Annotated in this window: 22 protein-coding genes; 7 read left to right on the top strand and 15 right to left on the bottom strand. The window is 60.9% G+C overall.

Annotated features, from left to right (window positions below; all coding sequences use genetic code 11):
* Window positions 1-8: 8 nt before the first annotated feature.
* Window positions 9-1,070 carry an XdhC/CoxI family protein gene (locus RCF13_RS21910; RefSeq protein ID WP_134967911.1) on the top strand — a complete coding sequence of 354 codons (1,062 nt, stop codon included), beginning with the start codon at window positions 9-11 and terminating at the stop codon, window positions 1,068-1,070.
* Window positions 1,046-1,672 (top strand): nucleotidyltransferase family protein, encoded by a 627-nt coding sequence (locus tag RCF13_RS21905; RefSeq protein WP_134967910.1) that lies wholly within the window; start codon window positions 1,046-1,048, stop codon window positions 1,670-1,672. Before RCF13_RS21910 ends, RCF13_RS21905 begins: the two co-directional genes overlap by 25 nt.
* Before the next feature lie 104 nt (window positions 1,673-1,776).
* On the opposite strand, the gene RCF13_RS21900 is transcribed toward RCF13_RS21905, so the two are convergent.
* The 6 genes from RCF13_RS21900 to RCF13_RS21875 form a co-directional block, all read right to left on the bottom strand.
* Window positions 1,777-2,247: a hypothetical protein gene (locus RCF13_RS21900; RefSeq protein WP_134967909.1), complete on the bottom strand. Its 471-nt coding sequence runs from the start codon at window positions 2,245-2,247 to the stop codon at window positions 1,777-1,779.
* Entirely contained in the window at window positions 2,248-2,604 is a 357-nt protein-coding gene (locus tag RCF13_RS21895) for a hypothetical protein (protein WP_134967908.1), read from the bottom strand.
* A 457-nt stretch (window positions 2,605-3,061) separates the two neighbouring features.
* Window positions 3,062-3,817 carry a tetratricopeptide repeat protein gene (locus RCF13_RS21890; protein WP_134967907.1) on the bottom strand — a complete coding sequence of 252 codons (756 nt, stop codon included), beginning with the start codon at window positions 3,815-3,817 and terminating at the stop codon, window positions 3,062-3,064.
* A gap of 186 nt (window positions 3,818-4,003) precedes the next feature.
* Window positions 4,004-5,275 (bottom strand): caspase family protein, encoded by a 1,272-nt coding sequence (locus RCF13_RS21885; protein ID WP_134967906.1) that lies wholly within the window; start codon window positions 5,273-5,275, stop codon window positions 4,004-4,006.
* Window positions 5,276-5,277: 2 nt separating this feature from the next.
* The gene (locus RCF13_RS21880; RefSeq protein WP_146136443.1) at window positions 5,278-5,898 is read right to left on the bottom strand and encodes a hypothetical protein; all 621 of its coding nucleotides are present in this window, start codon (window positions 5,896-5,898) and stop codon (window positions 5,278-5,280) included.
* A 45-nt stretch (window positions 5,899-5,943) separates the two neighbouring features.
* Window positions 5,944-7,029 (bottom strand): site-specific integrase, encoded by a 1,086-nt coding sequence (locus RCF13_RS21875; protein ID WP_308141554.1) that lies wholly within the window; start codon window positions 7,027-7,029, stop codon window positions 5,944-5,946.
* A 103-nt stretch (window positions 7,030-7,132) separates the two neighbouring features.
* Between RCF13_RS21875 and RCF13_RS21870 the strand changes: the two genes are divergently transcribed.
* Window positions 7,133-8,050, top strand: coding sequence for a DNA-binding protein (locus RCF13_RS21870; RefSeq protein WP_134967903.1), 918 nt, complete (start codon window positions 7,133-7,135; stop codon window positions 8,048-8,050).
* A 258-nt stretch (window positions 8,051-8,308) separates the two neighbouring features.
* Here RCF13_RS21870 and RCF13_RS21865 read toward each other — a convergent pair whose 3' ends face one another.
* Window positions 8,309-8,731 (bottom strand): hypothetical protein, encoded by a 423-nt coding sequence (locus RCF13_RS21865; RefSeq protein WP_308141553.1) that lies wholly within the window; start codon window positions 8,729-8,731, stop codon window positions 8,309-8,311.
* Window positions 8,732-8,927: 196 nt separating this feature from the next.
* Between RCF13_RS21865 and RCF13_RS21860 the strand changes: the two genes are divergently transcribed.
* A complete protein-coding gene (locus RCF13_RS21860; RefSeq protein ID WP_197637399.1) occupies window positions 8,928-9,290 on the top strand; it encodes an SEC-C metal-binding domain-containing protein in 363 nt (120 codons plus the stop codon).
* A gap of 16 nt (window positions 9,291-9,306) precedes the next feature.
* Window positions 9,307-9,951 (top strand): hypothetical protein, encoded by a 645-nt coding sequence (locus RCF13_RS21855; protein ID WP_308141552.1) that lies wholly within the window; start codon window positions 9,307-9,309, stop codon window positions 9,949-9,951.
* A gap of 124 nt (window positions 9,952-10,075) precedes the next feature.
* On the opposite strand, the gene RCF13_RS21850 is transcribed toward RCF13_RS21855, so the two are convergent.
* The 8 genes from RCF13_RS21850 to RCF13_RS21815 form a co-directional block, all read right to left on the bottom strand.
* A complete protein-coding gene (locus RCF13_RS21850; RefSeq protein ID WP_126412179.1) occupies window positions 10,076-10,621 on the bottom strand; it encodes a hypothetical protein in 546 nt (181 codons plus the stop codon).
* Between the two features lie 826 nt (window positions 10,622-11,447).
* Window positions 11,448-12,494 (bottom strand): ATP-binding protein, encoded by a 1,047-nt coding sequence (locus RCF13_RS21845; protein ID WP_072167141.1) that lies wholly within the window; start codon window positions 12,492-12,494, stop codon window positions 11,448-11,450.
* Between the two features lie 22 nt (window positions 12,495-12,516).
* A complete protein-coding gene (locus tag RCF13_RS21840; RefSeq protein ID WP_024956856.1) occupies window positions 12,517-14,367 on the bottom strand; it encodes a hypothetical protein in 1,851 nt (616 codons plus the stop codon).
* Window positions 14,360-15,076 carry a hypothetical protein gene (locus RCF13_RS21835; protein ID WP_049401583.1) on the bottom strand — a complete coding sequence of 239 codons (717 nt, stop codon included), beginning with the start codon at window positions 15,074-15,076 and terminating at the stop codon, window positions 14,360-14,362. Before RCF13_RS21835 ends, RCF13_RS21840 begins: the two co-directional genes overlap by 8 nt.
* A 375-nt stretch (window positions 15,077-15,451) precedes the next feature.
* Window positions 15,452-15,775 carry a hypothetical protein gene (locus RCF13_RS21830; RefSeq protein WP_024956858.1) on the bottom strand — a complete coding sequence of 108 codons (324 nt, stop codon included), beginning with the start codon at window positions 15,773-15,775 and terminating at the stop codon, window positions 15,452-15,454.
* Between the two features lie 720 nt (window positions 15,776-16,495).
* Window positions 16,496-16,735 (bottom strand): hypothetical protein, encoded by a 240-nt coding sequence (locus RCF13_RS21825; protein ID WP_126412177.1) that lies wholly within the window; start codon window positions 16,733-16,735, stop codon window positions 16,496-16,498.
* A 916-nt stretch (window positions 16,736-17,651) separates the two neighbouring features.
* Window positions 17,652-18,398 carry a Pycsar system effector family protein gene (locus RCF13_RS21820; RefSeq protein WP_126412175.1) on the bottom strand — a complete coding sequence of 249 codons (747 nt, stop codon included), beginning with the start codon at window positions 18,396-18,398 and terminating at the stop codon, window positions 17,652-17,654.
* A 597-nt stretch (window positions 18,399-18,995) separates the two neighbouring features.
* Window positions 18,996-20,528 (bottom strand): adenylate/guanylate cyclase domain-containing protein, encoded by a 1,533-nt coding sequence (locus RCF13_RS21815; protein WP_043033494.1) that lies wholly within the window; start codon window positions 20,526-20,528, stop codon window positions 18,996-18,998.
* Window positions 20,529-20,661: 133 nt separating this feature from the next.
* Between RCF13_RS21815 and RCF13_RS21810 the strand changes: the two genes are divergently transcribed.
* Window positions 20,662-21,582, top strand: a complete 921-nt coding sequence (locus RCF13_RS21810; protein WP_134967901.1) for a TIR domain-containing protein — start codon at window positions 20,662-20,664, stop codon at window positions 21,580-21,582.
* Between the two features lie 2 nt (window positions 21,583-21,584).
* A complete protein-coding gene (locus RCF13_RS21805) occupies window positions 21,585-22,166 on the top strand; it encodes an adenylate/guanylate cyclase domain-containing protein (RefSeq protein WP_181357854.1) in 582 nt (193 codons plus the stop codon).
* The last annotated feature ends 136 nt before the right edge of the window (window positions 22,167-22,302 follow it).

Below are 22,302 nucleotides of genomic sequence, written 5' to 3'. Positions count from 1 at the left end.
CCTTGCGCATGGACCGACCCGCAGCCTCGCCCACTCTGGAGGCCTCCGCCGCAGGCGGAGGGGAGCCCTGCGATCTTGCCGAGGACCTGTCCGCAGCGCCGGGCTTCCTCGCCGAAGGCAGCCCGCGCGGCGTACTCGAGACGGCCTTGACGCGCGTGCGCGCGGGGGAGCACGCCGTGCTCGCGCTGGTGCTGGAAATCGATGGCTCCACCTACGCCGGTGCCGGCGACATGGTGCTGTTCTGCAACGGCAGCCAGGTCGGCTGGCTGAGCGGCGGATGCCTGGAGCCGGAGCTCGCGCGACGCGCGGAGCAGGTGAGCGCGGCAGGGCGGGTCGACTGGATCGAGATCGACACCCGCAGTGACGACGACCTGTTGAGCGGGTCCGCGCTCGGCTGCCGCGGCCGGCTTCGGATTGCGCTCCTGCCATTGCGTGCCATGTCCGGCATCGACGACGTCATCGAGGCCTGGCTCCGCGAGGGCGTGCCACTACAGCGCGAGCTGCGCGCATCGGGGCAGATCGTTTTCCGCGCGGGCTGTCGCGAGCGGACGTGGCAGCTGCACCCGATGGACGGTACGCAGTCCTTTGGCGAGGGCGCATGGCATTTGCCGTTGCCCCGGCTTCCGCGGGCTCTGGTGTTGGGGGGCGGCCCCGAAACGCCCTTCCTCGTTCCGTTGCTGCGCGGCCTGGGGTGGCGGGTCAGCGTGGCCGAACGGCGAGCGCGCTGGGCCCCAGCCGGGCAGTACGCCGATGCGCATCTTCAGACCAGCCCGGCCGAGGCCCTCCATGGCGACCCGTGCGACGCGGCACTGGTGATGCATCACGATTTCGAACTGGACCGGGAGACGCTGGCGGCCCTGGCTGATACCAAAGTCGCGTTCATTGGGCTGCTGGGTCCGCGGCGAAGGCGCGAGGACCTGTTCAAGCTGCTGACACCGGATCAGCGCCACCGCCTTTCCCCGAGACTTCGATCACCTGTCGGCCTGAATATCGGCGGCCGGGGGCCAGAGGCGATTTCGCTCAGCATCGCCGCGCAGCTGCAGCAATGGCGAAGCGCGCACGGCAGGTGACTGACGCGCATGCGGTCGTCGTGCTGGCTGCCGGCGGGAGCACCCGACTTGGCCAGCCCAAGCAGCTTCTGACCCGGCAGGGCGAGACCCTGGTACATCGCGTGGCGCGGTTGGCGCGGGAGCTCGCGCCAGCGCAGGTGCTGGTCGTGGTGGGCGCGAACGCACAGGCCGTGACATCCAGCATTGCCGGGCTGGATGCCACCCCGGTAACCAACCACCACTGGGAACGCGGCCTGGCGAGCAGCCTGCAGGTTGCCGGCGCACACCTGCTGGCCACGGTGACCGTGGTGATGGTCGTGGCATGCGACCAGCCCGCGATCGAGCGCTCCCATCTGCAGGCGCTGCTTTCCGGTGCCCGCGCCTCGGCGTCAGGGTGCGCTGGCACCCGTCATGGAGACGCGCTTGGCATTCCTGCAGTAGTGCCGCGCGCCTGGTTCACCGCTGTCGGTGCAGCCGGTGACCGGGGCTTCGGAGCGCGCCTGCGGGAACTTCCTGTCGATATGGTGCATGTCCTACAGGCGCCGGAACTGGGCCTGGATATCGATACGCCAGAAGATCTAGCGCATGCGCGCGATGCGGGCTGGATCGATGCCGGGAGGTGACCCGCATGATCACAGGGCCAATGCCTGTCGCGCACGTGACGAGCGGAAGGACTGGAGCTCGAACCCTCGCTGCCCTCAGCCCTGTAGAGTCGAGCCATGCTCGACTACGGCACGCCACATCGCGCCCCGTCAGGCACATCACCAGCAAGAATCTGCAGCACCCGATCCAACAGAACAGGCTCCGGCACGTCAGCCAGCACCTGCTCCAGGTAATCCAACGGCTCCAACTGCCATTGAAGCAACGCGCCAAGCTGCAGAACCGCGGGCGCCCGCTGCTCTGCGTCCAGTGAGACCTGCAACAGCAGATGGTGCGGGCGCCTCTCCAACCACAGCACGGGTATGCCTCGGCAATGAACCTGGAACGCGGCATCCCGATGCCGCTCAACGAACTGGAAGCCCTGTCGTGGCCCAGCCTCCACGAACTGCACGGCTTGGCGGCGCAGTTGTGAGAATCGATCATCGTTGACGCTTTGGAACGCGACAGGCGAGGGCACCGGCGGCGCCGGCCACAGCGCCTGTGCCCCAACCACCACCACAAGACAGAGCGCGTTGGCCGCCCAGCGGCACCACGCCACTCAGCCCTCCGGATGCAGTCGGGTACTGGCGTGTGCGGTAAGGCCGATGCCAGCCATGATCAGCCCCTCCATCACGCGCGGACCGACGCACTGTCCCAGTTCGCCGTTCTCGCGGGCACGTTGCGCGGCCAGTAGGATCTCCAGCACCACCCGAAGGCCCGCGAGCGAGCAATCGGTATCCGCCAGTGCGATGCGCCGGCCCGGCATCTGGTGGCGTTCCGGCCAGGGCTGGCCATCGGAGGCGGCACCGGCGCCGATGCTGTGCAGCAGGGCGATGAGAGTGTTCGGGTCCAACGCGGGGCCGTTGGCGGGCGCATCGTGGATCGGGTGCGGGGCAGGTGAGTGGGGCTGGGTCATGGCTGGGCTCCTTGCGTGCAGGCAGAAGCCGCCACCGATAAAGGTGGCGGACGATGCGTGGTTCGAAACCCGGTCTACGCTAAGCCGGCGGGCACAAGGCCCCCACGCACCGCCCGCCATAGTCGGCCGACGGTTGCCAGCCGGCATCACCCAGGGAGTGATGCCGACTGGCAAGCGCTTACTTCAGCGTAGAACCGGGGATTCGAAGCCCCGACCACCCGTTTCCGGTGGCACGCAAAGGAATACGCCCGGTTGTGCGCGATGCCAATGCAGTAAGGCCGATGCCGACACCACTTTCAACATTTTCAGAATCGTTGCATATGGCGCAGGGGGGCCGGATCTTTGCGCTGCAAGGCTAACGGCGATGTTGGCGATCGGTGTCCGCGGACTGTCGGTATCCGCTCACCGGGATCATAAGGGAGGCGGATGCGACAATTTTGCCAGAGGCTGTCAGGCCTCAGTAACCCTTCAACGCAGCCTTGGTTCGCTCCAGCCATGCGGCATTGTGGCTGCGCGCGTGGCGCGACCAGTGCTGAGCATCGTCGATGATGCTGGCGAACAGACTGCGGGCTTGCTCGCGATCGTCGGGTTGCGGCTGCGCCATCAGCCATTCGGCGTAGAGGCAGCGAGCGGCCGCGTCATTTCCGCACTCCACCGCGCGCTCGAACGCGGCACGGGTGCCGGGCGCTTGGGCGGTTGCCAATGCCTGCGCGTAAAGCAGCGTCTGTTCCGGCTTGTGGCGCACATCCGGATGGCGGGCGAACAGGCCGTCCAGCGTCTCCACCGCAAGCGCGGGCTGTCCGGACTCGAGGCGAGCGCGGGCGAGTCCGGTCAGGATGTAGGGATCGTCGCCCAACGGCGAGCTGGCTGCCTGCTCAAGCAAGGTTCTGGCTTCCTCGGCCTGGCCGCCATCCAACAGCGTCATGCCCAGGCGAACCCGGTTCTGCACGGTCGGCGTGCGCGCCAGTTCGGCACGGGCGTTGCGCAGGTCCTGGCCCGGGTCCATGAGCTGCTTGGCGGAACGGACGACCTGCCGGGCGCCGCGCGAATGGCGGACTTCCGGGAAGTAGATCGCCAGGAAGTAGACGACGCTGCCGAGCAGTGGGAACGAGAAGAGCAGGATGAGCCAGTAGAGGCTCTGGCCCGAGCGGATGGCGTGCACCGCGAAGTAGATGGCGGCCAGTACGTGGAGTCCGATTCCGATATAGGGCATGTGTGCCGCCTCGTCCTTGTGAGGGGTGGAACTATAGTTGGGGAGGGGTGGGGCGCCAATGGGCGGGGTGATCGGGCGTGACGCGTCACGTTAATAGAGTGGATTCTGCAGAGCGGAGCGCAGCATGCCACTATGTGGCGGGGCTGCATTGATGGAAGGGGATACATGGAACGTACGCAGAAGACGCTAACGATGGCTGATGTTGCTGGATGGGGTTCGGCGCTCGTCACGTTCGGATTGATTCAAGGGGCCTTCTATCTGAAGGCGTATTGGGGGCACTTCGGCCTGGATCCCTTTCAGTTTGTTGCGGTGAGTGAGCTTGCGCTCGCAGGGCTTGCGGGGATCGGCATGGTGTTGTTCCTCATGCCTCAGTTGTGCTGAGCAGCATTCCGCCACCAAGTCGTCACACACATCGCGGGAAAGCTGATAGCACTCCGCCTCATGCAACCACGGCAGGAGAGCCGCAAGCATCGCCGCACAAACTTCCGATCTAAGCATGGCCTCGCTGCTTCCGACTATTCGAGAACAGGTGGCTTCGTAGTATGTCCTAGCGAGCATACCCCTTCGACTGCCATCTGAGCCAAATGCTTTGAGGCATGCGCCAAGCCCATCAACGAAAGTCCTGGGCTCCCAAACCTCGGGAAGAGTATAGTGAATCTTCCACAAATCTGATATTTCGCGCTGCGCAGGCTGATCGCATGCATCGCCCGCCGTCTTCAACGCCTGCCGCAGCTCGCTATCATTCAAAGAGTAGTTCGGATTGATGCAGAACTGCGGTGGACCGTAGAGGTTCAGACCCCACATTACAGGGCTCTGTCCAATCACTCTCAAGCTCTCGTGAATTCTTCTGCCGACCTCCAACAAATCCAGAGTTTGGCTATCGTCTCGAAGAAATTTCTCCCCTGTTATGTACGACACGAGTGCTTGAGTTGCAAACCCTCCTTCGGCAGTCTCCTTGGCAACCTGATTGCTCGCAGATGCAGCAAACAACGTGATACCAGGTGTGCCGACCTCCCCGTACAAGGTTCCCTTGAGGAGAACGTTGAGGTCTTCTATTAGGCCACCACTTTCACAGGCATCTATCACGATGTTTGTCTGAGCGGGTTTGGCTTCATTGATGTAACGAAACAAGTCCCCCAACGACAACGATGTTACAGAGAGCGCACCAATTCGTGTATCGCGCAGGCAAATGAAAAAGCTCCCGTTCGCCACCTTGCCGTGCCCGGCGAAGTAGATGGTCAGTACGTCGAGCTTCGGGCCATCAAAAAGGAGCTCTTTCAGAGCCAGCCGAACGACGTCGGTGCACGGAGAACGAAGTAGAGTTGATCGATCCGCATCATAGAATGGGACGTTTGCGCTCAAAAGTGCGTTGAAAACCCTATCGGCATCCCTCTCTGCCCCCGAGAGAGGAGTTACATGATCATAGGAGTCACATCCAATTGCCAGAAGAGCTCTCATTCTCACTCTCCCCCGTAGCTCACGAAACGTGCCTTTCGTTCAATTTCACGCTGGAGAGCGGCCTGAATCTTCCTTTCTTTTAGTTCTTCAAATCTCTTCCTGAAATCATCCGACGCTGACTCCAAGGCATGGAGCATTCTAATGGCTACTTCTTTGCCCGCATGAAGAGCAGGGAGTTGTACGTTGCCAAATCTGTCGGCGCCGAATTCGATCTTGTCGATGGTCTCGTAGAATGTCTCCGCCAAGGACGCTTGCGAACTCGCTGAGACCACGTTACCTGAGGACTCACAAGTTTCGCTAAGCAGCCCATAGACACTTCCTGCGAGCTGCGCCTCCATATCTTCTGCAGCCCGACGCATAGCGGATGCTAGGCTCTCAACGTTGTGATCCGCGATGTCGTCGAGGCTAGTTTGTATCTCTGTCGAGTGGACCTTGAAAGAATCGTCATCCGATCTCTCGCTCGCACTCCAGAGTCTCCATCCGGCGCCGTGTCGTAAGTGGTGCACGTTCTTGCCAGATACAAATTTCTGCGTTGCCTCGTGGTGCGCTTCTGCCAACCTTTGAGTGAACGCGTCCATGAACTCCTTGGCGCCGCGCGTCATGGAAAAATAAAATCTACTCATAAGTTTGTCCGATGAGAAGTTTGCATCACTGAATGATCGCTCGCCTCAGTCTTCAAGTAGCCGAGCACCTGGGTTTGCTGCAGCACCACCAGCTTGAAAGTACCCCAGAACGCTTGACACTGACCGGTGCTCGGTCAGCTGCATGATTGCCGGCAGGGCAACACCCTGGCGGCTGGCCTCGGTCACGAACCCCGAGCGCAGGCTATGCCCGCCAAAATCGCCCTCCAGTCCGGCCAGGCGAGCCCGCCGCTGGACAATCTCACCCACAGCCGCCGGGGACAAGGCAGGGCCAACCCGCTGTTTCCAGAGCCGCCGGAAGATCGCCCCTTCGATGATCCCGGCTGCGTCCAGCCAGTCCTGCAGGGCGAGGGCGGCCCGATCGAGCACCGGCTTGTCCGGGGTCGAGGTCGCCGTAACCCCGGCCTGCTGGGTCTTACTGTGCTCCAGCCGGTAGATATAGCCCGCCTCGCCAATCCGGCGCAGGTCGCGCAGGTCGGCAGCGGCGATCTCGCTGCGCCGGCGGCCGCCACTAGCGAACCCGAAGCAGAGTAGGGCGCGATCCCGAATTCCTTCCAGGCTGTCGTCACAGGTGGCCAACATGGCCTCCAGCTCGGCCAAGGTGATCGCAGTCTTCTTGCGCGGGCGCTCGCCGCGTTTGACCGCGGCCCGCGCCGCGCGGCTGAGCACGGTGCGAATTGCAGGCTGCTCGCAGGGATTGGCCACGTGCTTGAGTCGGTGCGCGGTGGACAGCACGGCAACGCGATGGCGCACGGTGGCCAAGGTCCACGGGCCGACCTTGGCTTTGAGGCCGGCGGCCACCAAGGCCTGGTCGACGGCTGGTGGAAGTTCCCAGGCCAATTCGCCATCAGCCGACCGGCGCTGCACATGGTCGACCACGAACTGCAGCACGATGGCTTCGGGTACCGGCAAGGCCAACTCGATGCCGTAGCGCGCCACGTGCCAGCCGGCCCAGTAGCGCAGAGCGCTGCTGTAGCTGCGGGTGGTGTTCTCGGCTGCGGCTTCGGCCAGCAGCTCGCGGACCGCATCGGAAGCCTGTTGGGCCAGCTGTTCGGGCAGTGCTAGGCAGGTGGCCGTCGCGGCAAGTGCGGGAATTGTAGAAATATCTTCCATACTATGTAATGTACGCTACGCTTAGCCGATCGTACCCGCGATAATCATCACTTATCGCGCGTACGCTACCAGCAGAGTAGGGCGCCAGTAAAGGAGACTTCGCATGGCCCGGGGCATCACTGAATCTGACGTCCATAGCGCCGCCGACGAATTGGTCGGCAAGGGCGAACGCCCAACCGTCGAGCGGATCCGGGCTCACCTGGGGACAGGCTCGCCGAACACCGTGACCCGCTGGCTGGAGACGTGGTGGAAGCGACTTGGCACGCGCCTGCAGCCAGCGCGTCCGGACCTGGAAGATGCACCAGCGGTGTTAGCAGAACTCGCCGGACAATGGTGGGAGCTAGCGTTGAGTCATGCCCGGGAGGCCGCCCATCGAGAGCTTGCAGCGGCTGAGCAGTCACTGGCCGCCCGGCGTGATGCACTGGAGGCAAAATCCCGGCTTGTAGCTGACGAGCTGACGCAAATGCGCTCAGAGCGCGACGATGCTCTCACAGGAGAGAGGATTGCCGCTACGCAAGCTGCAGAGCTACAGCGATTGGTTGACCAGCTCCGTCTGCAGATGTCAGAGCTTGTAGAGCAGCGGGATGTCGAGCTTCGAAGAGCCGATCGAAATGAAGCATCGAGACAGCAACTCGACGCCAGGCTTCATGAGGCGCTAGAAACGGCGAAATCTGAGCGAGAAGACTGGGCCGAGTACACCAGATCTGTCGAGAATCGGGCGCTCAGCGATGTTGATCGCGCCCGACAGGAGGTGAAAGAACTCCAGGTGCAGCTAAGCAAGGCATCCGAGCAACACAGGGCTCTTGAGAAGCAGCTGCGCCAGGATATCCAGACCGCCCAAGCAGCGGCCGCCACGGCCAGTCAGTCTGCCGATATCCTGCGTGGCAGATGTGACGCGCTCGAGGGACAACTTTCAGGGCTTCGAGATTTGCCAGCTCAGCTGGAAGTTGCATTCAAGCGATCCAAAGAAGTTCGCATCGCTGCTGATGTTAGGCCGAAACGCAAGCGGCCGAAGCAATGAGCGCGCTGAAGTAGCACTTTTACTTGGAAGGCTCGCCTCCAGAAGGCGAGCCGAATCACCTCGGTTACTGCAGTCGAGCCTAGTGGACGCCAACTAATGGCGCTACTTACTTGATGGAGGCGCCAACTTCAGAGAAGTAGCACTAATACGTTGAGCGGCGTAACAACTTTAATTGGGTCGGCTCCAGCCATTGCCACGCCGAGGACACGAACGCGGCCACGGCCCGATACAGCAGTTCGCATAATGTATACGCCCTCTTCACAGCGGAGGGGGCGCAAGCGAGCGGGGTATGGCCGTAGGCGCCCATACGTCACTGCCGAGCAGTTCCGTGATGCCCGGATTTTCTCCGGGCTCACCCGCCTGGACGCCGCCGAGATGCTCGGGGTGTCCCTTCGCACCATCGGTAGCTGGGAGCTTGGCCGGTCCAGGCCGTCTTGGGCCGCCTTCAAGCTCCTGCGTTTCCTCAAGCATGGCGCTTTCATTGATCCGGCATGGGCTGGCTACGCGGTCGTCCGTGGCCGCCTGATCACGCCCGAGAACCATGCGATCGAGCCTCACGATATGGCCTGGCTGTCGCTGCTGGTGCGGCGCTCGCGGGCGTTCTCCGACCTGTTGAAACAGCGGCAAGGGCAGGCGGCCGACGCCGGCGCTCGCGCCGGTGCGGCCGCTGACCTCGGTCAATTTTCATCCGTTCGGGGAGCCTCAGATGGGGCGCCCAGCAGCGGCCGCGAAGCGGCCGCTGCGCTGGGCTTGTCTCTATATAGGACAAGTGACAAGTATTTTCCCGCCCAAGTGGCTCGGGCCCTACTGCTGACTGGCGATGCCAGTCTTGTGGGGGTCATTGACAGTGGGGCCAAAGTGGGGCCAAAGTGGCCCCATGAAAAAGCCCAAGCCCGAAGTACAGAAGTTCAACCTGAGGATGCCTGTGGATCTGATGGAACGTGCCCAGGAGCAGGCCTCGGTGATGGGGGTCTCACTCAACGCGTTTATCCTGATGGCCCTGTCGGATTTCGTGCGCCGGATCGACCAGCAGGCACGAGCGTCGACGGATGCCGAAGCGGAATCGATCATCGGGGCGCCGATCAAGCCAGCCCCCAAGCCGAGGGCCAGCCGTGCCAGCACTGCGAAGGCGACAGCGTCGAAGCCGGTGGAACCGCCAATGCCACGCGTTGGCCGCAACGAACCGTGCCCGTGCGGCTCGGGCCGCAAGGCCAAGCACTGCCATCCGGCGTACTGCTGAGCTCCGGGGGTGCAGCATGATGCTGACCTTCCGCGACGGCCTTGAATGGGTCCAGCCGCAGTCGGCGGCGTACCCGTCGCCGAAGGCCTGCTGCTACTTCAGCGAGCGCGAATTGCTCGGGCTGGCCCTTGATTCCTACAGGGCAGCTTTGCGTGGTCTATCTCCGCCTGCAGGTGAGCCATGGTCGCTCGAAGGGTCAGCCTGGGCTGGCCCTGAGTCGTTTGTTGAGGGGCTGGCGTTGGAGCTGGTCACCCGGTTGCGTCGGCGCGCCTATCTCACTGGCCACATGATTCCGGCTCAGGAATGGTCGCCTGACGATGCACGGGGGGCGGTGGGAACCCCCGCGGATATGGCGCATGGATGCGCCGCTGTTGACGCGGTTGGACCCGCGCAAGGTGCGTGTCTGCCGCACCGAAAACGCCCGGCCTCTAACGCATTGATTTTAGAAGATATGGATGGGGTGAGCTTAGCCTCTTCCTGGCAGCTTCCGTCCACCAAAGATGCCCGATATTTCCGGAAGTCCACCAAAGATGCCCGATATTCCCGGAAGTTCACCAAAGACGCCCGGCATTTCCAGAAGTACATAAATAACGCCCAACAGTTCCGGAAGCCCATAAAACACGCCCACGACTGCCGGGGGTTCATTAGAATTGCCAATTAGCCCACGCGGCGGCAAAGCCTCCCCTTGTGTTGCGTACTCGCATGAAGGCTACTGCCGTTCGCAGTCCGGCACGAGACAGTGCCGTTGCCCCAATGATGGCAAAAATTGCTAAGAACTGCCTGCCTTAGGATTTCTGCTGGATTCTAGCTGTTTTTCGAGGTGTCACCCAGGCGACCCGGACTTCTCTCAAGGAACGGGCGGAACCCTGAAGCTCGATGACCGGATACCCACCTGAAGGCAGTACATCCTTCGGATTCAGCTTGAACACCCTTGCAAGCGTCAACGCCAAGCCTTCCTCATAAGCGGTTGCCAGAACCCACACAAGCGCGTCGACCAAGGCGGATCTTCCCTTAATGCTGTCCAATACCGAAGCGACGATTACGGAAGGGGACCTATCCGGCTTGTCGTTCGCGATACCAAAGGCCGCAGCGGCCAGCTCCAGCGCTGTGCCGCACGCTAACGTTACCATCGGGTCGACAACCGAGAGATTGAGCCAAGTCGCGCCGCTGGCAGAAACACCATAGGGAGCTAGGAACGACTCGTGCCGCTCTACCTCAGTGGGTCCTTGGGTGTCGTAGTGCGTTGAGCGGAAGCTCAGGACAGATAGGCCTTCAAGTCCGACCCTGGCGCATGCCGCTGCAGTGGCCCGCGTCAAAGCATCGTAGGCCATCAATGGGAGCGGAGCGCACATGAGGCCCGAGTTGCCGCCAATCATTGCCCAGCCCCAGAACGCCCCTGGCTCCGGATCGTCAGCGGATGGCTGGAAAGCCTCATACCTTACGTGAGCATTGCCATCGTCCTGGTGGACGGGCGGCATAGGAGTCGTTCTATCAATCAGGCGCGCCAGAGCTGAAGGCCAGCTTTGCGCATCACTGGGGAAGTGAATCACTCGGCCTGCCCGCTGGCGTGATGCCCAATGAAGGTAGTCATCCACCCACTGCGACACTTCACGAGCGGGAAATTGCCTGACGTCCAGTAGCGCTGTGTGGGCGTCGATTGGCTGAAATCCACAAGTACAAGTCCCGAGACCACCGGAGTGGTCAAAACTGGTGCCCAGCGTCCTTCCGCATGCCTCGCAGTGGCTGATGAGCTTCTCGCCATGCCAAGGGCACGCAGAGATGGAAGGAAGGAGAAATAGTGAACAATGGTAGCCGTGAAGTGCGCATGCGGGGCACCGCATATATGGAAGCTCACTACCCGCGAGAAGTCGAAGTGATTGAACTGGAAGCCACGCGGCCGGATTCCATAGATTCTTCGTTGTGACGTCACGGACTTCGATGGCTGACGCAAAAGTATCCTGCACCCGGCCCGGCAGAAGCAAAGGGCGGAGCATGGAGCGCCCAGTCTTACGCCTCACCCCCATGATCATGAGTTGCTCACTTGTTGGCATGCCCAGTGCAACGATCCGCTGCAGCACGCCGTAGCCCGATATGTATGGATAGAACTCATGCTCTGCGCCGACAATCCGAGGCGTAGAAGGATTTACGGCGCGAGAGCTATTCATTGCTTCCCCCTACCTGGTTTGCCGTATTCTGTATCTTCTCAATGATGGCGATTGCCTTGTCGGACATCTTCTCGCGCATGCGAATGAACTCGGTTCGCAGGTACCCGACATGCACAAGCGCAGCACGGACGTCAGATGGAGTGAAGCGTTCGAAACTCTGCTGAAACCAAGCGTTCGTTAGCAGATTCCGCACGGTCGATGTGAAGGAGCACATCGGCCAGCCACTATGTTCGGGAAGTCCCACCTCCCTCCGGAGGGCGGACACAGCATCGCAAATCATCTCCGTTTCAGATTCCAGCCGCCATCCGCGATCAAATGCGTCGGTGGCGAAGTATCTAGAAAATGGCATGTCCTCTGTCGGCCACCATGCTGCGCCGTCGTAGCGCGACAGGGCATGCCTGACCTCATCTCGCGCCGCAAGAGGAAGAAATGGGGCTGAGTCCAGAAACCACCGGCGAACAACATGTGACGGATGGTGCTGCCACATGTCGCCAAGCTCGATGCCCTGCTGGTCACTTTGGTACACAAAGACCAAAAAGAGAGTAAGCCTGTCCTTGCTCATCAAGTTATCAAGATCTTCTAAGCACTGAAACTCAAGATTGGTGAGCCGTTGAGCACTGTCGATGAACAATACGTACCTGCGTACGTCGGCGTGCCCACACGCGGCGCGCATGTGATTGTGTATTCGTGCCCTCAGCTCGTGAGGCCTGGCCGATGACCAGCGCGGCATTCCCAGTTGATGTGAAAGCGCGTGCCAGAAGCTCAGCGGGCTCCTGCATGCATCTGAGGTTGCGACGATTGCCCTGGCCACACCTGCGCGGCGTCCGTCCTCCACGAGCCAGCGCCAGTCGGTTTCGACTAGATAGTCTTGCGCCGTGGATTTGCCAACCCCGCTCTCTGAATAAAGAGAGCACCCATGATGACCCTGCTGAATGTTGTACAGAACGAAATCCGCCATGCGTTCGACAGGCTTCGTGTTGATACGGTAGCCAGACTCAATGAAAAGTGGATGGTCGGGGTCAAGGCGACGGACGGCCATGATGGCCTCCGCAAGGTCCGATCTAGTCATCAAGATTCACCTTGCCTCCCCGGGGGACTCTTACCGGGATGTGAGCTGGCTGGGACCGAATGTCGGGCAGACGGCCGAAGTGCAACTGCTGCAAGCGCGCAAGTTGGTCGACTGCGGGTTGGGACGTGTCTGCAGTAGATCGAAGATGCGCTATGAAGGCTTCAATTGCACACTCCACGCCAGCGATTGAGAAATCACTGCGCTGTTTGGACCAACGACAGATGATCCTTCGCGTCCTCTCGTCATGCGGCGCGCGCGACCAAGGCGCTCGCGCGGTAGCCACTCCGAATGGCACGGTGGCACTTTGAAGTAGCACGATTGAACGAAGATCGCGCCTATTCACGCGCGCAAGAATCCTGGTGCCAATCAGTCCCCATTTATCGTTAAGGGAAGGGGATCGGTAGTCCGCATACAAGTAGGTGACATGGGGCAACTCCCCATTATCCTTGTTGCCTTTTACGGGCAGGCTTACGATTGTCGAAGCCATATCTGCAGCATCCAGGCCACAGGTTTCCGGCGCAAACGCAAACGCTGACTCTTTGCGATTCGTGAGATACGCTAGCGGCGTCATCTGTCCGAGTGCGGAGTGAGGCGTCGCGTTGTAGTTGGCTATGATGACGTCCAGGAGCTCCTCGAGAAGGTGCATCTGGATGGGATGGGCATCCGGAGAGAAGTTGCTGATCCTGATCTTGTTTTCCCCCAGCCGTTTGGCGGGCTCAAAACCGCCGGGGATCTTACGCAGCGCACCACGTTCCAAGCGCGAGAAGAATTGCTCTACAATGGGTCGTGAGCGCGGTGTGTGCGACTTTCCGAAGATCATCACACCTCCCCGAGCCCTGCAGAATGCTGCTTCGAGTGCATGGGCCGAGTGCGCAAGGAAGTTGTCCAGTGCGACAGCGGCCGAGCGCGTGACTATCGGCGTTGCTGCCTGATAGACGGGCATTCCAGCGCCAGGTGCGTAGAAGAGGTCCGGGATCGTCAGGTCCCTGGGAGCCCAGGGTTCCATTGACTTGGACAAGCAGAGCGCTACATCAAGATTGTCATAGCTCTGGCCGACACAGAGAAGCCATCCCGTTACCGCCCTGGATTCAGTCTCTATTTCGATGAGAAGCCATAGCCGTGACACTTTGCGCGTAACACGCGCGCCATTGGGCATATCGATGGAGATCTTGCATTCAACATCGATTTGGTGCGCGTCAAACTCCGTTCTGGCGAACAGGCCCATCCGTACTGCTTGCTCCAAAGCGACAGGAGCGTTCGATGCCGATTGAGGTTCATAAAGGTCCACGTCGGCTACTGCCGACTGCCGCCGCTTGAGCAAAGCAAGCAGCGAGCGCTTCCCCTTGCCAGGATCGTTCAGGGGGAATTTGTCCTCCAGGTTGTGCTGCTTCAGCTCCGCAAGGACTCGTTGGTGCAATTTTACGAACGCGCTTGGAGGGCGGCCCGGCGGCAGATGGGTTGCAAAGCCATCGATCAAGGCTTTAACACTCGGCACAGCTTCGGAGACTTTGTGCCACGCAAATCTTCCTGGAACCAGCGGCAATTCCGCGGGTTCGAAGGAAAGCTCAGTCGAGTAACTGCCCCATGGAATGCATACGCGAAATCCGTGCGGCATGCCATCGTGGGCTATCGTGGGCGCTTTCATTGCCATGCGCTTCAGGCGTTTGTGGCAGATTCCATATCTCCGGGATATAGCGGTGATGGTGGAACGGCCCAGAAGCAAGGCGGTGAGTGCTTCCTTAGCCACGCGGAACTTGGAGAGATGATCTGGTGCAATATCAACCGGATGTGGGGAGTACCACTCGTCGAGTGTCGCCTGATCATAGATTTCGTACCTAGCCATGACGCACCTCCACGAGGGCATCCGGATCCCCTGGGCGATAGTCCACGAGTTGTACGCGGCCGGTGTAGACGAGGCTTGCCACTGCGCAAGCCACTGCGAACCGGGCCTGGCCCGTCTGCAGTTGTAATGCGCTCATGGTGAGGCGCTCAACGTTCTGGAGCATGTCCTCAATCCTCACTTCCAACTGCCTGGCCCCCGCGATCTTTGCATTGGCCCAGACAAGCGGAAGTAGTTCGTAGGCAACAGCGACCTCGCTGGCGCGAGATGCCAGAGAGTTTTCGTGGACAAGTCGCAATACGAGCCCTTGATTCAAGGCCATGTGGATGAGCTCGTCATCTGCGGGAAGCTTGACTAAGCCAACGCTCAGTGAAGCCACCCGTTTTGTAGGGATTACAAACTGGTAGTGCTGGGTGCCATCCCTCCGCCCGACCCAGAAGCTCAACTCAAGGTCGCGCTTCTCGCCTACCGTGATTCGACGCGGCCTCTCAACATACATCTCCACCTGGGGGTCAAATTCGAGCATCAGCGCCTGGCAAAAGTTGACCAGGTCGGCCACCGTTACGGTCCGCCCATTCTTCGGGGACTGAAATACAAAGATTTCGCGGCGGTCGCGCTTGCCGCGTGCTAGCTCGAGAGGGGAATGGGGCAGATGCCCCTCACGGCGGTCTTCGTCCGTCGGTTTGGCGGTCGCGCTTTTTCCTGCGGTCATCATCCTGCTCCTCAGCCGTCGGCTTGCGAACGTCTGCCCGGTCTCGAGATTGGAACAAGGTGCCCATTCAGGTTCGCCTCCGCCATATGAGATGGGGAGGAAATGGGCGCACCCCTCCGCGCGAACGGGAAGTCGCTTGACTTTGTCAAGGAAAAGGGTGAGCCTCAGGGTACAGGCTGAGTTTCACCACCATCTGCTCCAACAGATGTCACTTGCCCCCGCGCCAACGGGGGCAAGTCATTTCCAGGGTTCGGAGATGTTAGTTTCCGGCTCTTGGTACTCTCCTCGGCGCTCGGCGAGCGCATCTTCGGGGACGTCTTGAGTCTGTTCTTGAAACGCTACAAGCCCGGCCCCTTGAGTTTGGGTTGTGGGGCGTCATTCCTGGTTGGGCTTCAGAGCAGCCGCTTCATCTTGCGGGGTGCCAGATACTGCCGGCGGACTGATTGCGGCCCTCAGCCCAACCATCCAGTCGGCGATGTCCATCGCAAAGGCAAATTTGCCGCGGCGGCCGGGCACTTTGAATATCTTCACGGGCAAGGTTCCGCGTGCCTCTGCTTGGCGGAGCGCGTGGCTGGAGCGATAGCCAAGAGCTCGCGGCAAGTTTTCATAGCCGATGAGAGGCCCGAAATGAAAGGTCAATTCTCTTTCGATCTCACGGCGTTCCGGGGCCAGGATTGATTCGTTGGTCCGCTCCGTCATGGCGTGGTCACACCCCGTCGCTTGTGTCCTCCTGATTCTGCCCCTCTAATACGGATGGTGGAAGGAGTAACAAACTCGCGTTTCGTTACCCATCAAAGGTGAATGGGGAGGGGCACGGCCATGGCGCTCAAAGAGATACCCTTTTACGGCGAGGCGCGACTTGCCCGCATGCGTGCAAGCACGAGCATACTTCCCGCCAACCGAGCCGTGCCGTACTGCCTGCGATCACTCAGTGTCGGATTGTGGTTTGAATGCTTGCGAAGCCGAATGGGCCTATCCAGCGCATACGCGCTCGGACAGTCGATATCCCCGGAGCGTCCCGGCTGCCACTCCAATGTGTGGGTGAAATATGCCCATGCGGAACACGTCCCGTCCCAGGCGACGCAGGCAGCAGCCGAGGCGCGCTATCCCGGCTCCCGCATGGTTCTATGTTCACCGGTCTGGGCCGCTCTGAATGTCCACGAGGCACTTGGCGGTTGTGGAGAATCAATACTCATGTCGCTCAGTGCACCTGTGCAACTGGAAGTGTTCAGCGGAGCGAGCTTGCGAGCCGGCATGTTTGTCCGCCGAGACCGTCGGTTACGAGAGATCACCGAGGGCTTGTGCGGGCTGGGCACTCTGGATAGCCTGGCGGCACTAGTGGTGATGTTGAGGGTCGCCCATGAGCAGGGCAGACGGCATGACTGCTTTGCCTTGGGGCGTGCACTGCACGATTGCCTGCTACTGGTGGGGCAGGATAGTCCCATCCAGCTTATTGCCGAAGAGCTGTTCTGGTACTTCAGCCATTTCGTGCTTCCTTTCACAGGGTGCCGGGGTGTTCGGATTGCATCGTCGCGACGCCGCTTGCTCCTGCAGCATGAGGTTCTCTCCCGCCTCGTACTTGAGCTTGAAGACAGCGGGTTCGACTATCTCCCAGGCATGCGTCACCCGCTCTTGCGGGTAGTCCGCAATCAGCAGCATGCTCCGTCTTCGCGCTTCTTCTCGCCCGGCGTCGGACCCTGCAGCGCAACATCGCGGCAGATGGCGCGGTAGCGCTATCAATACAGAGTCTTGTTGAGACGAGGAGGCATCCAGGATGGTGAGCGCAGAGACTAAAGGCTCGACCGATTACGAAATGAGCCGCTTGTGGTGGGCGGCACGGCTGTCGCAGTCGAGTAGAGGCTCAAGATGATTGCCTATCTTGGTTGGGGGTCGCTGGTATGGCAACCCGACGGTCTACCGGTTCGTGGACAGTGGCTGGCAGACGGGCCAACGGTTTGCGTAGAGTTTTTAAGGCAATCCGGCAATGGACGGCTTACGTTGGTCATGCATGCGGCCGCGTCTGCTGTCACCTCCTTCTGGGTTGAGGCTGGTACCGACGACGAGGGCGACGCCAAGCGAGCCTTGCGTGAGCGGGAAGCCATTCCCTCAAAGAACATGGAGCGACACTTGGGGGTCTGGACACATGGCTGTCCAGCACCGGCGAGTATTCCTGGGCTCGCTGACTGGGCCGCTGCTCGCGGGATTACCACTGTGCTATGGACGGCGCTGCCACCGAAGTTCAACGGGGAAGATCAACGCGTCCCATCAGTGGAAGAAGCAGTTGCCTACCTCGCAAGCCTCTCAGGGCAAACTGCGACGCTCGCAGAAGAGTACGTCCGGCGAGCCCCGCCCCAGATTGACACCGTCTATCGTCGTGAGTTTGCTGCACGTCTAGGCTGGCATCCCCTTCCGAAAGGGAGCTAACTGCGACGTGCGTGTGATAGCCGATGGCCAAACTCCGGCAATGGCCAGCACCGTTTCTCACCTTGGGCCGACTTGGGCCGGAAGGCCCGGCCCTGTCAGCGCTGCCCGGGGCTCCGGCTCAACAACTGGATGAGCAGAAGCCACTTGTGTGTCACTTTGCCGGCGGAGGCAGCACAACGATGAGTGCCATCCATGGGGCGATTGCCAGAACAGTGGCAATGTACGCGTACTTCAAACAGCTGAATTTTGACGAGAGAATCTTGGAATTGCGCCAACATTGACCCAGGAGGTCTTCCTCGAACTCCATCAGCGTACGCTCCGCGCACTTCTGCAAGAACTCGTGCTCGGCCATGCTCGACACCCGTTCAAAGAAGATGAGCGAATTTGACCCGCCTCGCAGTTCCGGAAAATATCCGTACCACAGGTGCCAGAAGCTAACAGTAAGCGGTGTAAGGAACAAAACGCCCGCAACCGAGATCAGGGCCGTTAGTTCATCAAGTTTCGGCAGCCGCGTCGCGATCATGGCAAGCATGCCCAGGTTGATACCCAGGCCGACCGAGAGTTTTGTGTCTACACGGGAGAAGAAGCCCAAGACCAAATTCAGCTGCTGCCAAGCGGCACTAACGCGGTCGCTTTGATTTGGCGGGTGGCCGCCAGAATTTTGAGGTTCTTGCACGGGGTGAGTTCTCTGTCTTGAGGGATACGGTTTGTGTTCGTTTGATGGCAGATCGAAGACCGCAGATGTCCAGCGTTCCGCAGCAGCGCGCTCCTGCAGCCGCACAATCCTCAAGGAAAGCTGTGTCGGCCAGCGCACATCGGTGCTGTTCCAAGATGAAAGTGACCAGGGCCGCAGCGTGGTCGCCACATGCAGTGATCGCACCGTCAGGATCGCGGCCACATGGGCAGACTGGGGGTCTCCCGACCAAGGTTTCAGTGCGCGTCGACACCCGAGCAAGGAGTAGTTTGCCGTGCCAGAGCTCGAGCCTCCGCTTCTGAGGGCGCGAATCCTTGCGGACCATGAACTGCCCCGCGAGCACATCTGCCTTGAATGCCGGACCCAGTCGTTCGGCTGCCTGCTCAGCATTGGCCTGATGCTGCGCAGCACGACCGTGCGCGCGGCCGTTCTCCGCTCCAGGAAAGACCCGGCGGGCGTTCGCGCCGATCTGGTAGGTCAGGTACTGGTAGACCGTGGCCCACCAATGCCTCGCTGCTGCTTCGTCTTGGATCCGGCTCGGATTGTCTTCTCCCCAGCCGAGGCAGAAGCTACGGTCACCGTTGATATGCCGATCGGGACAGAACCCCGGCAGCATGCCGGGGTCGGCGATCTCGCGCACTGAGACGTGCTCGCCTGCAACGGAGACGAGCAATCTAAATGCGTACTCGGCTCCGCCGGCCCGAACCACTGTGATCCCAACCAGCCCCCCGACAGGGTCTACGATCAACGTGGCACCGTAGTCCGGTGCCACGCGCTGCAGCAGCTCCAAAGGCCTTGGCGTCACGTCGCGGCCACATGAGGACGGATCGGCTGCGCGAGCGCAGGAGCCACTGCGGGTGCCACTTCAGCGTAGTGTGCCTCCAGTGTTGCCTTCGCCACGCGGTCCCCGGATGCGGCGAGTTCCTCCACCGCTGCGGCATAGTCTAGGTTCGCCGCCTTTCGCTTGTCGGTAAAGACGGTCCGTATCGCGGCGCTGGCGGCCTTGTAGGCATTTTCACCAATGGCCGTCTCCACACCGTCGCAGAGTCGTTGTTGGGCTTCAGATTCCAACACCGCTCGCCCCGTGGCACACCGCAGAAGGCTCCCCTTCATGCCCAGGCGGGAAATGGCAAGGGGGCCAAGTTCGAAGCCAATGGCCAATCCCAGCTCTGCCACTTCCGCGCCTTCGGCGCTCAGTTGCTCCAGGGCAGTGGAGAAACTGCTGCGCAATGCACCCGCGCACTGGGCAGCGGTGCTGACCGTGTCCTGCGCATCTGTCGTCTGTGACGTGCCCTCCAGCAGCACCCCATGAAGGCAGTCGCCAATAAAACGGACACGACGCCCTCCAAAATCCTCGTGTACGACCGCATCCAGCTCAGAGCGCAATACGTGCAGTGTTCGAACCAGATGTTCGGGATCCTCCTCTAAGTGCTTGTCCACGAAGTCGGTGAATCCGTCAATGTCGGCATAGATCGAAACGCCATCAAATCGCCTTGAGTTCGCCGCGCTGAGCAGGGAGAAGTCCAGATCAGAAAGCGGAGGCGTCGGTCGACTGAACTTGAATTCGCCGATAGGGAGCTCGGCCTGTTCATCTTTCCAGAGTTCGATGATGCGCGACTTGGAAATGCCGAGTGCAGCGGCCTCGACGCATGCGGAAATCTGAGCATCGGTCAGCGAAGTGGTGCGGTCCTTGTTGCCGGTCAAGGTAGGCAGTTCAAGCACGGCACGTGCGCCGTGCGTCAGGTAGATGCCTTCAGCCCCTCCATGCCCGGCACACTTGGCCGCCTGATTGGCTGGGGAGCCTAAGAAAAGAGGTTCTCGGCTGGCGCGACGACCATTGTTGACGGCCAACGCCATCCCGCTGTCAATGCCGACACGAACCTGGGCATTGGGGATGTGCGCGTCCGAGTCGCCCGTTTCAGCCAGCACATCGATGGCGAGCTGGGCGATCGCAACCGCGCGCTCGATCCGGGCGCGTTCGTTGGCATCGCCGTACGGCTTGGTCACAACCGCATGCAGCCGCTGGTTGTGAAAGTCCACACGGATGGCATCACTTTCAACGAGGATGCGATGGACGGCGCGGTAGTGCTGATTCAGGAATCGAAGGGCCCGCTTGTGGCAGGTTTCGCCTTCGATGTCAGTGCAGCTAAGCATGTCCGCCAGATTGACGATGTCGATGTAGACATGCGCCCCTTGGACGCGATAGGCGCGATTGACTGGAATATCCACCAGCGAGGTTTCCCGCTTGTAATCGCGGATGTCCACGTCGCGGACTTCGGCGTAACGGGTGGCAATGCGCTTCTTGGTGCGATCTTTTTTCCAGCTGTGTCCCATCGTGCTACTCCCTGCGCCCAAGAGGAGGCCAGGCCGGGCGGGTCGCGTCGCCTACGGCGTGGCTGGCAGCCGGATTCATTCCAGCTCCTTTGGGCGTATATTGGGACCCAGTTCACACTTTCAAGGGGGCAGTATGGGGACTGGGATCGTCGAGCGCCTCGCGGCGGATGATGGCAGGCGACTGATCGCCGCCTTGGCTGAGTTCCGCCTGCTGGCCGGCTTGGACGCGGCCGCAGCCCAGCTGGCACAGGCCGGGGAATTGCTCGACGTGGGGACAGGGCAGGCCTTTATCACTCAGGGCGCCCCAGAGACCGACGTTTTCTTCATTGTCTCCGGCTCCGTGGACGTGCTGGTCAACGGCAAAGTGGTTAATACCCGAAGGGCTGGGGACCACGTCGGCGAAATGGCAGCCATCGAACCGGCGCAACTGCGGGCGGCAACTGTTACTGCACGCGAGCCGACCGTAGTGCTAAAGGTGCCGGAAATCGATTTCAGCAGGATTGCGGATTCACACCCCGTCATCTGGCGGCGGCTGGCCGCGACCCTTTCGCGCCGTCTAAAAGAGCGCAATCACATGATTACCCAACCTCGCGGACAGGTCCGGGTCTTTGTGATGTCGTCGGTGGAGGCGCTCCCTGTCACGCGGTTGCTGGTACAGCACTTCGAGCACGACCCGTTCCTGACGGTGGTATGGGACCACGGGGTGTTCCGCGCCGCCAACTACACACTTGACGAGCTCGAGCGCCAGCTGGAACAGGCAGACTTTGCCATTGCCGTGGCCCACGCGGATGACATGGTCATCAGCCGCGGTGACGAGTGGCCTGTCATGCGCGACAACGTCGTCTTTGAACTGGGTATGTTCATTGGATTCCTGGGGAGTCGGCGCGCCTTCTTGATGGAGCCGCGCGAAGACAAGCTGAAGCTTCCCAGTGATCTCACGGGGCTCACGACCGTCCCCTACCGATACACCCCTGGCCCGGACGCCCGGGCTTTGATTGCACCGGCATGCGAACAAATTCGCTCCCGCATTCTCGAAGCTGGGCCGAGGGACTGACGGTGGCACTGCTGGAAGAGATGACGGCCGCCGTGCAGGCGATAGCACAAACCCGATGGTCTACACGGAGAGGTCAAGTTGTACCCGATCCAGAAGATCTGCGATTGGGCAATGACGCAGTGGAGTTTGATCGTGCCACTGTTTTGTACGCGGACCTGAACGGCTCAACGAATATGGTCGACACCGAAGCCTGGCAGTTGAGTGCAGAGATCTACAAAGCGTTCCTGCACTGTGCAGCGACGATCATCAGGAAAGAGGGCGGCAAGATCACCTCCTACGACGGAGATCGTGTCATGGGCATCTGGGTGGGTGACCGGCAAGCCACGCCGGCGGCTAAGGCCGGGTTGAAAATCAACTATGCGGTCAAGATGATCGTCATGCCAGCGTTGAAACAGCAGTACCCCGACTGGACAGGTACCGTGAGGCATGTCGTCGGAATCGACAGCAGCCCAATCCGAGCTGCTCGCACGGGTATTCGAGGCGGCAACGACATCGTCTGGGTTGGACGCGCGGCCAATCATGCGGCCAAGCTCACGGACCTGGACCTTGCCCCGTCAACCTGGATTACCGATGAGGTGTTCTGATCTGGCCCCCTGAAAACGGACGCCATGAAGCCGTTTCAGGCGGCAGCCCGGAGCTGCCGGGCGTAGTTGTTAGGCGAGTGGTAGCCCAGCGCCGAGTGTAGCCGGGCTGGATTGTAGAAGCCGTGGATGTAAGCAG

The organism is Stenotrophomonas maltophilia group sp. RNC7 (assembly GCF_030910085.1).
GTDB lineage: Bacteria > Pseudomonadota > Gammaproteobacteria > Xanthomonadales > Xanthomonadaceae > Stenotrophomonas > Stenotrophomonas sepilia.
Note: the sequence above shows the minus strand (reverse complement) of the source record. Positions and strands in the feature narration are given on the sequence as shown.

Coding starts and splice junctions, on each gene's coding strand:
- RCF13_RS21910 (WP_134967911.1), top strand. CDS start 9: ATGGACCGACCCGCAGCCTCGCCCACTCTGGAGGCCTCCGCCGCAGGC.
- RCF13_RS21905 (WP_134967910.1), top strand. CDS start 1,046: ATGGCGAAGCGCGCACGGCAGGTGACTGACGCGCATGCGGTCGTCGTG.
- RCF13_RS21895 (WP_134967908.1), bottom strand. CDS start 2,604: ATGACCCAGCCCCACTCACCTGCCCCGCACCCGATCCACGATGCGCCC.
- RCF13_RS21890 (WP_134967907.1), bottom strand. CDS start 3,817: ATGCCCTATATCGGAATCGGACTCCACGTACTGGCCGCCATCTACTTC.
- RCF13_RS21885 (WP_134967906.1), bottom strand. CDS start 5,275: ATGAGAGCTCTTCTGGCAATTGGATGTGACTCCTATGATCATGTAACT.
- RCF13_RS21880 (WP_146136443.1), bottom strand. CDS start 5,898: ATGAGTAGATTTTATTTTTCCATGACGCGCGGCGCCAAGGAGTTCATG.
- RCF13_RS21875 (WP_308141554.1), bottom strand. CDS start 7,029: ATGGAAGATATTTCTACAATTCCCGCACTTGCCGCGACGGCCACCTGC.
- RCF13_RS21870 (WP_134967903.1), top strand. CDS start 7,133: ATGGCCCGGGGCATCACTGAATCTGACGTCCATAGCGCCGCCGACGAA.
- RCF13_RS21860 (WP_197637399.1), top strand. CDS start 8,928: ATGAAAAAGCCCAAGCCCGAAGTACAGAAGTTCAACCTGAGGATGCCT.
- RCF13_RS21855 (WP_308141552.1), top strand. CDS start 9,307: ATGATGCTGACCTTCCGCGACGGCCTTGAATGGGTCCAGCCGCAGTCG.
- RCF13_RS21850 (WP_126412179.1), bottom strand. CDS start 10,621: ATGGCCTACGATGCTTTGACGCGGGCCACTGCAGCGGCATGCGCCAGG.
- RCF13_RS21845 (WP_072167141.1), bottom strand. CDS start 12,494: ATGGCCGTCCGTCGCCTTGACCCCGACCATCCACTTTTCATTGAGTCT.
- RCF13_RS21840 (WP_024956856.1), bottom strand. CDS start 14,367: ATGGCTAGGTACGAAATCTATGATCAGGCGACACTCGACGAGTGGTAC.
- RCF13_RS21835 (WP_049401583.1), bottom strand. CDS start 15,076: ATGACCGCAGGAAAAAGCGCGACCGCCAAACCGACGGACGAAGACCGC.
- RCF13_RS21830 (WP_024956858.1), bottom strand. CDS start 15,775: ATGACGGAGCGGACCAACGAATCAATCCTGGCCCCGGAACGCCGTGAG.
- RCF13_RS21825 (WP_126412177.1), bottom strand. CDS start 16,735: ATGCTGCTGATTGCGGACTACCCGCAAGAGCGGGTGACGCATGCCTGG.
- RCF13_RS21815 (WP_043033494.1), bottom strand. CDS start 20,528: ATGGGACACAGCTGGAAAAAAGATCGCACCAAGAAGCGCATTGCCACC.
- RCF13_RS21810 (WP_134967901.1), top strand. CDS start 20,662: ATGGGGACTGGGATCGTCGAGCGCCTCGCGGCGGATGATGGCAGGCGA.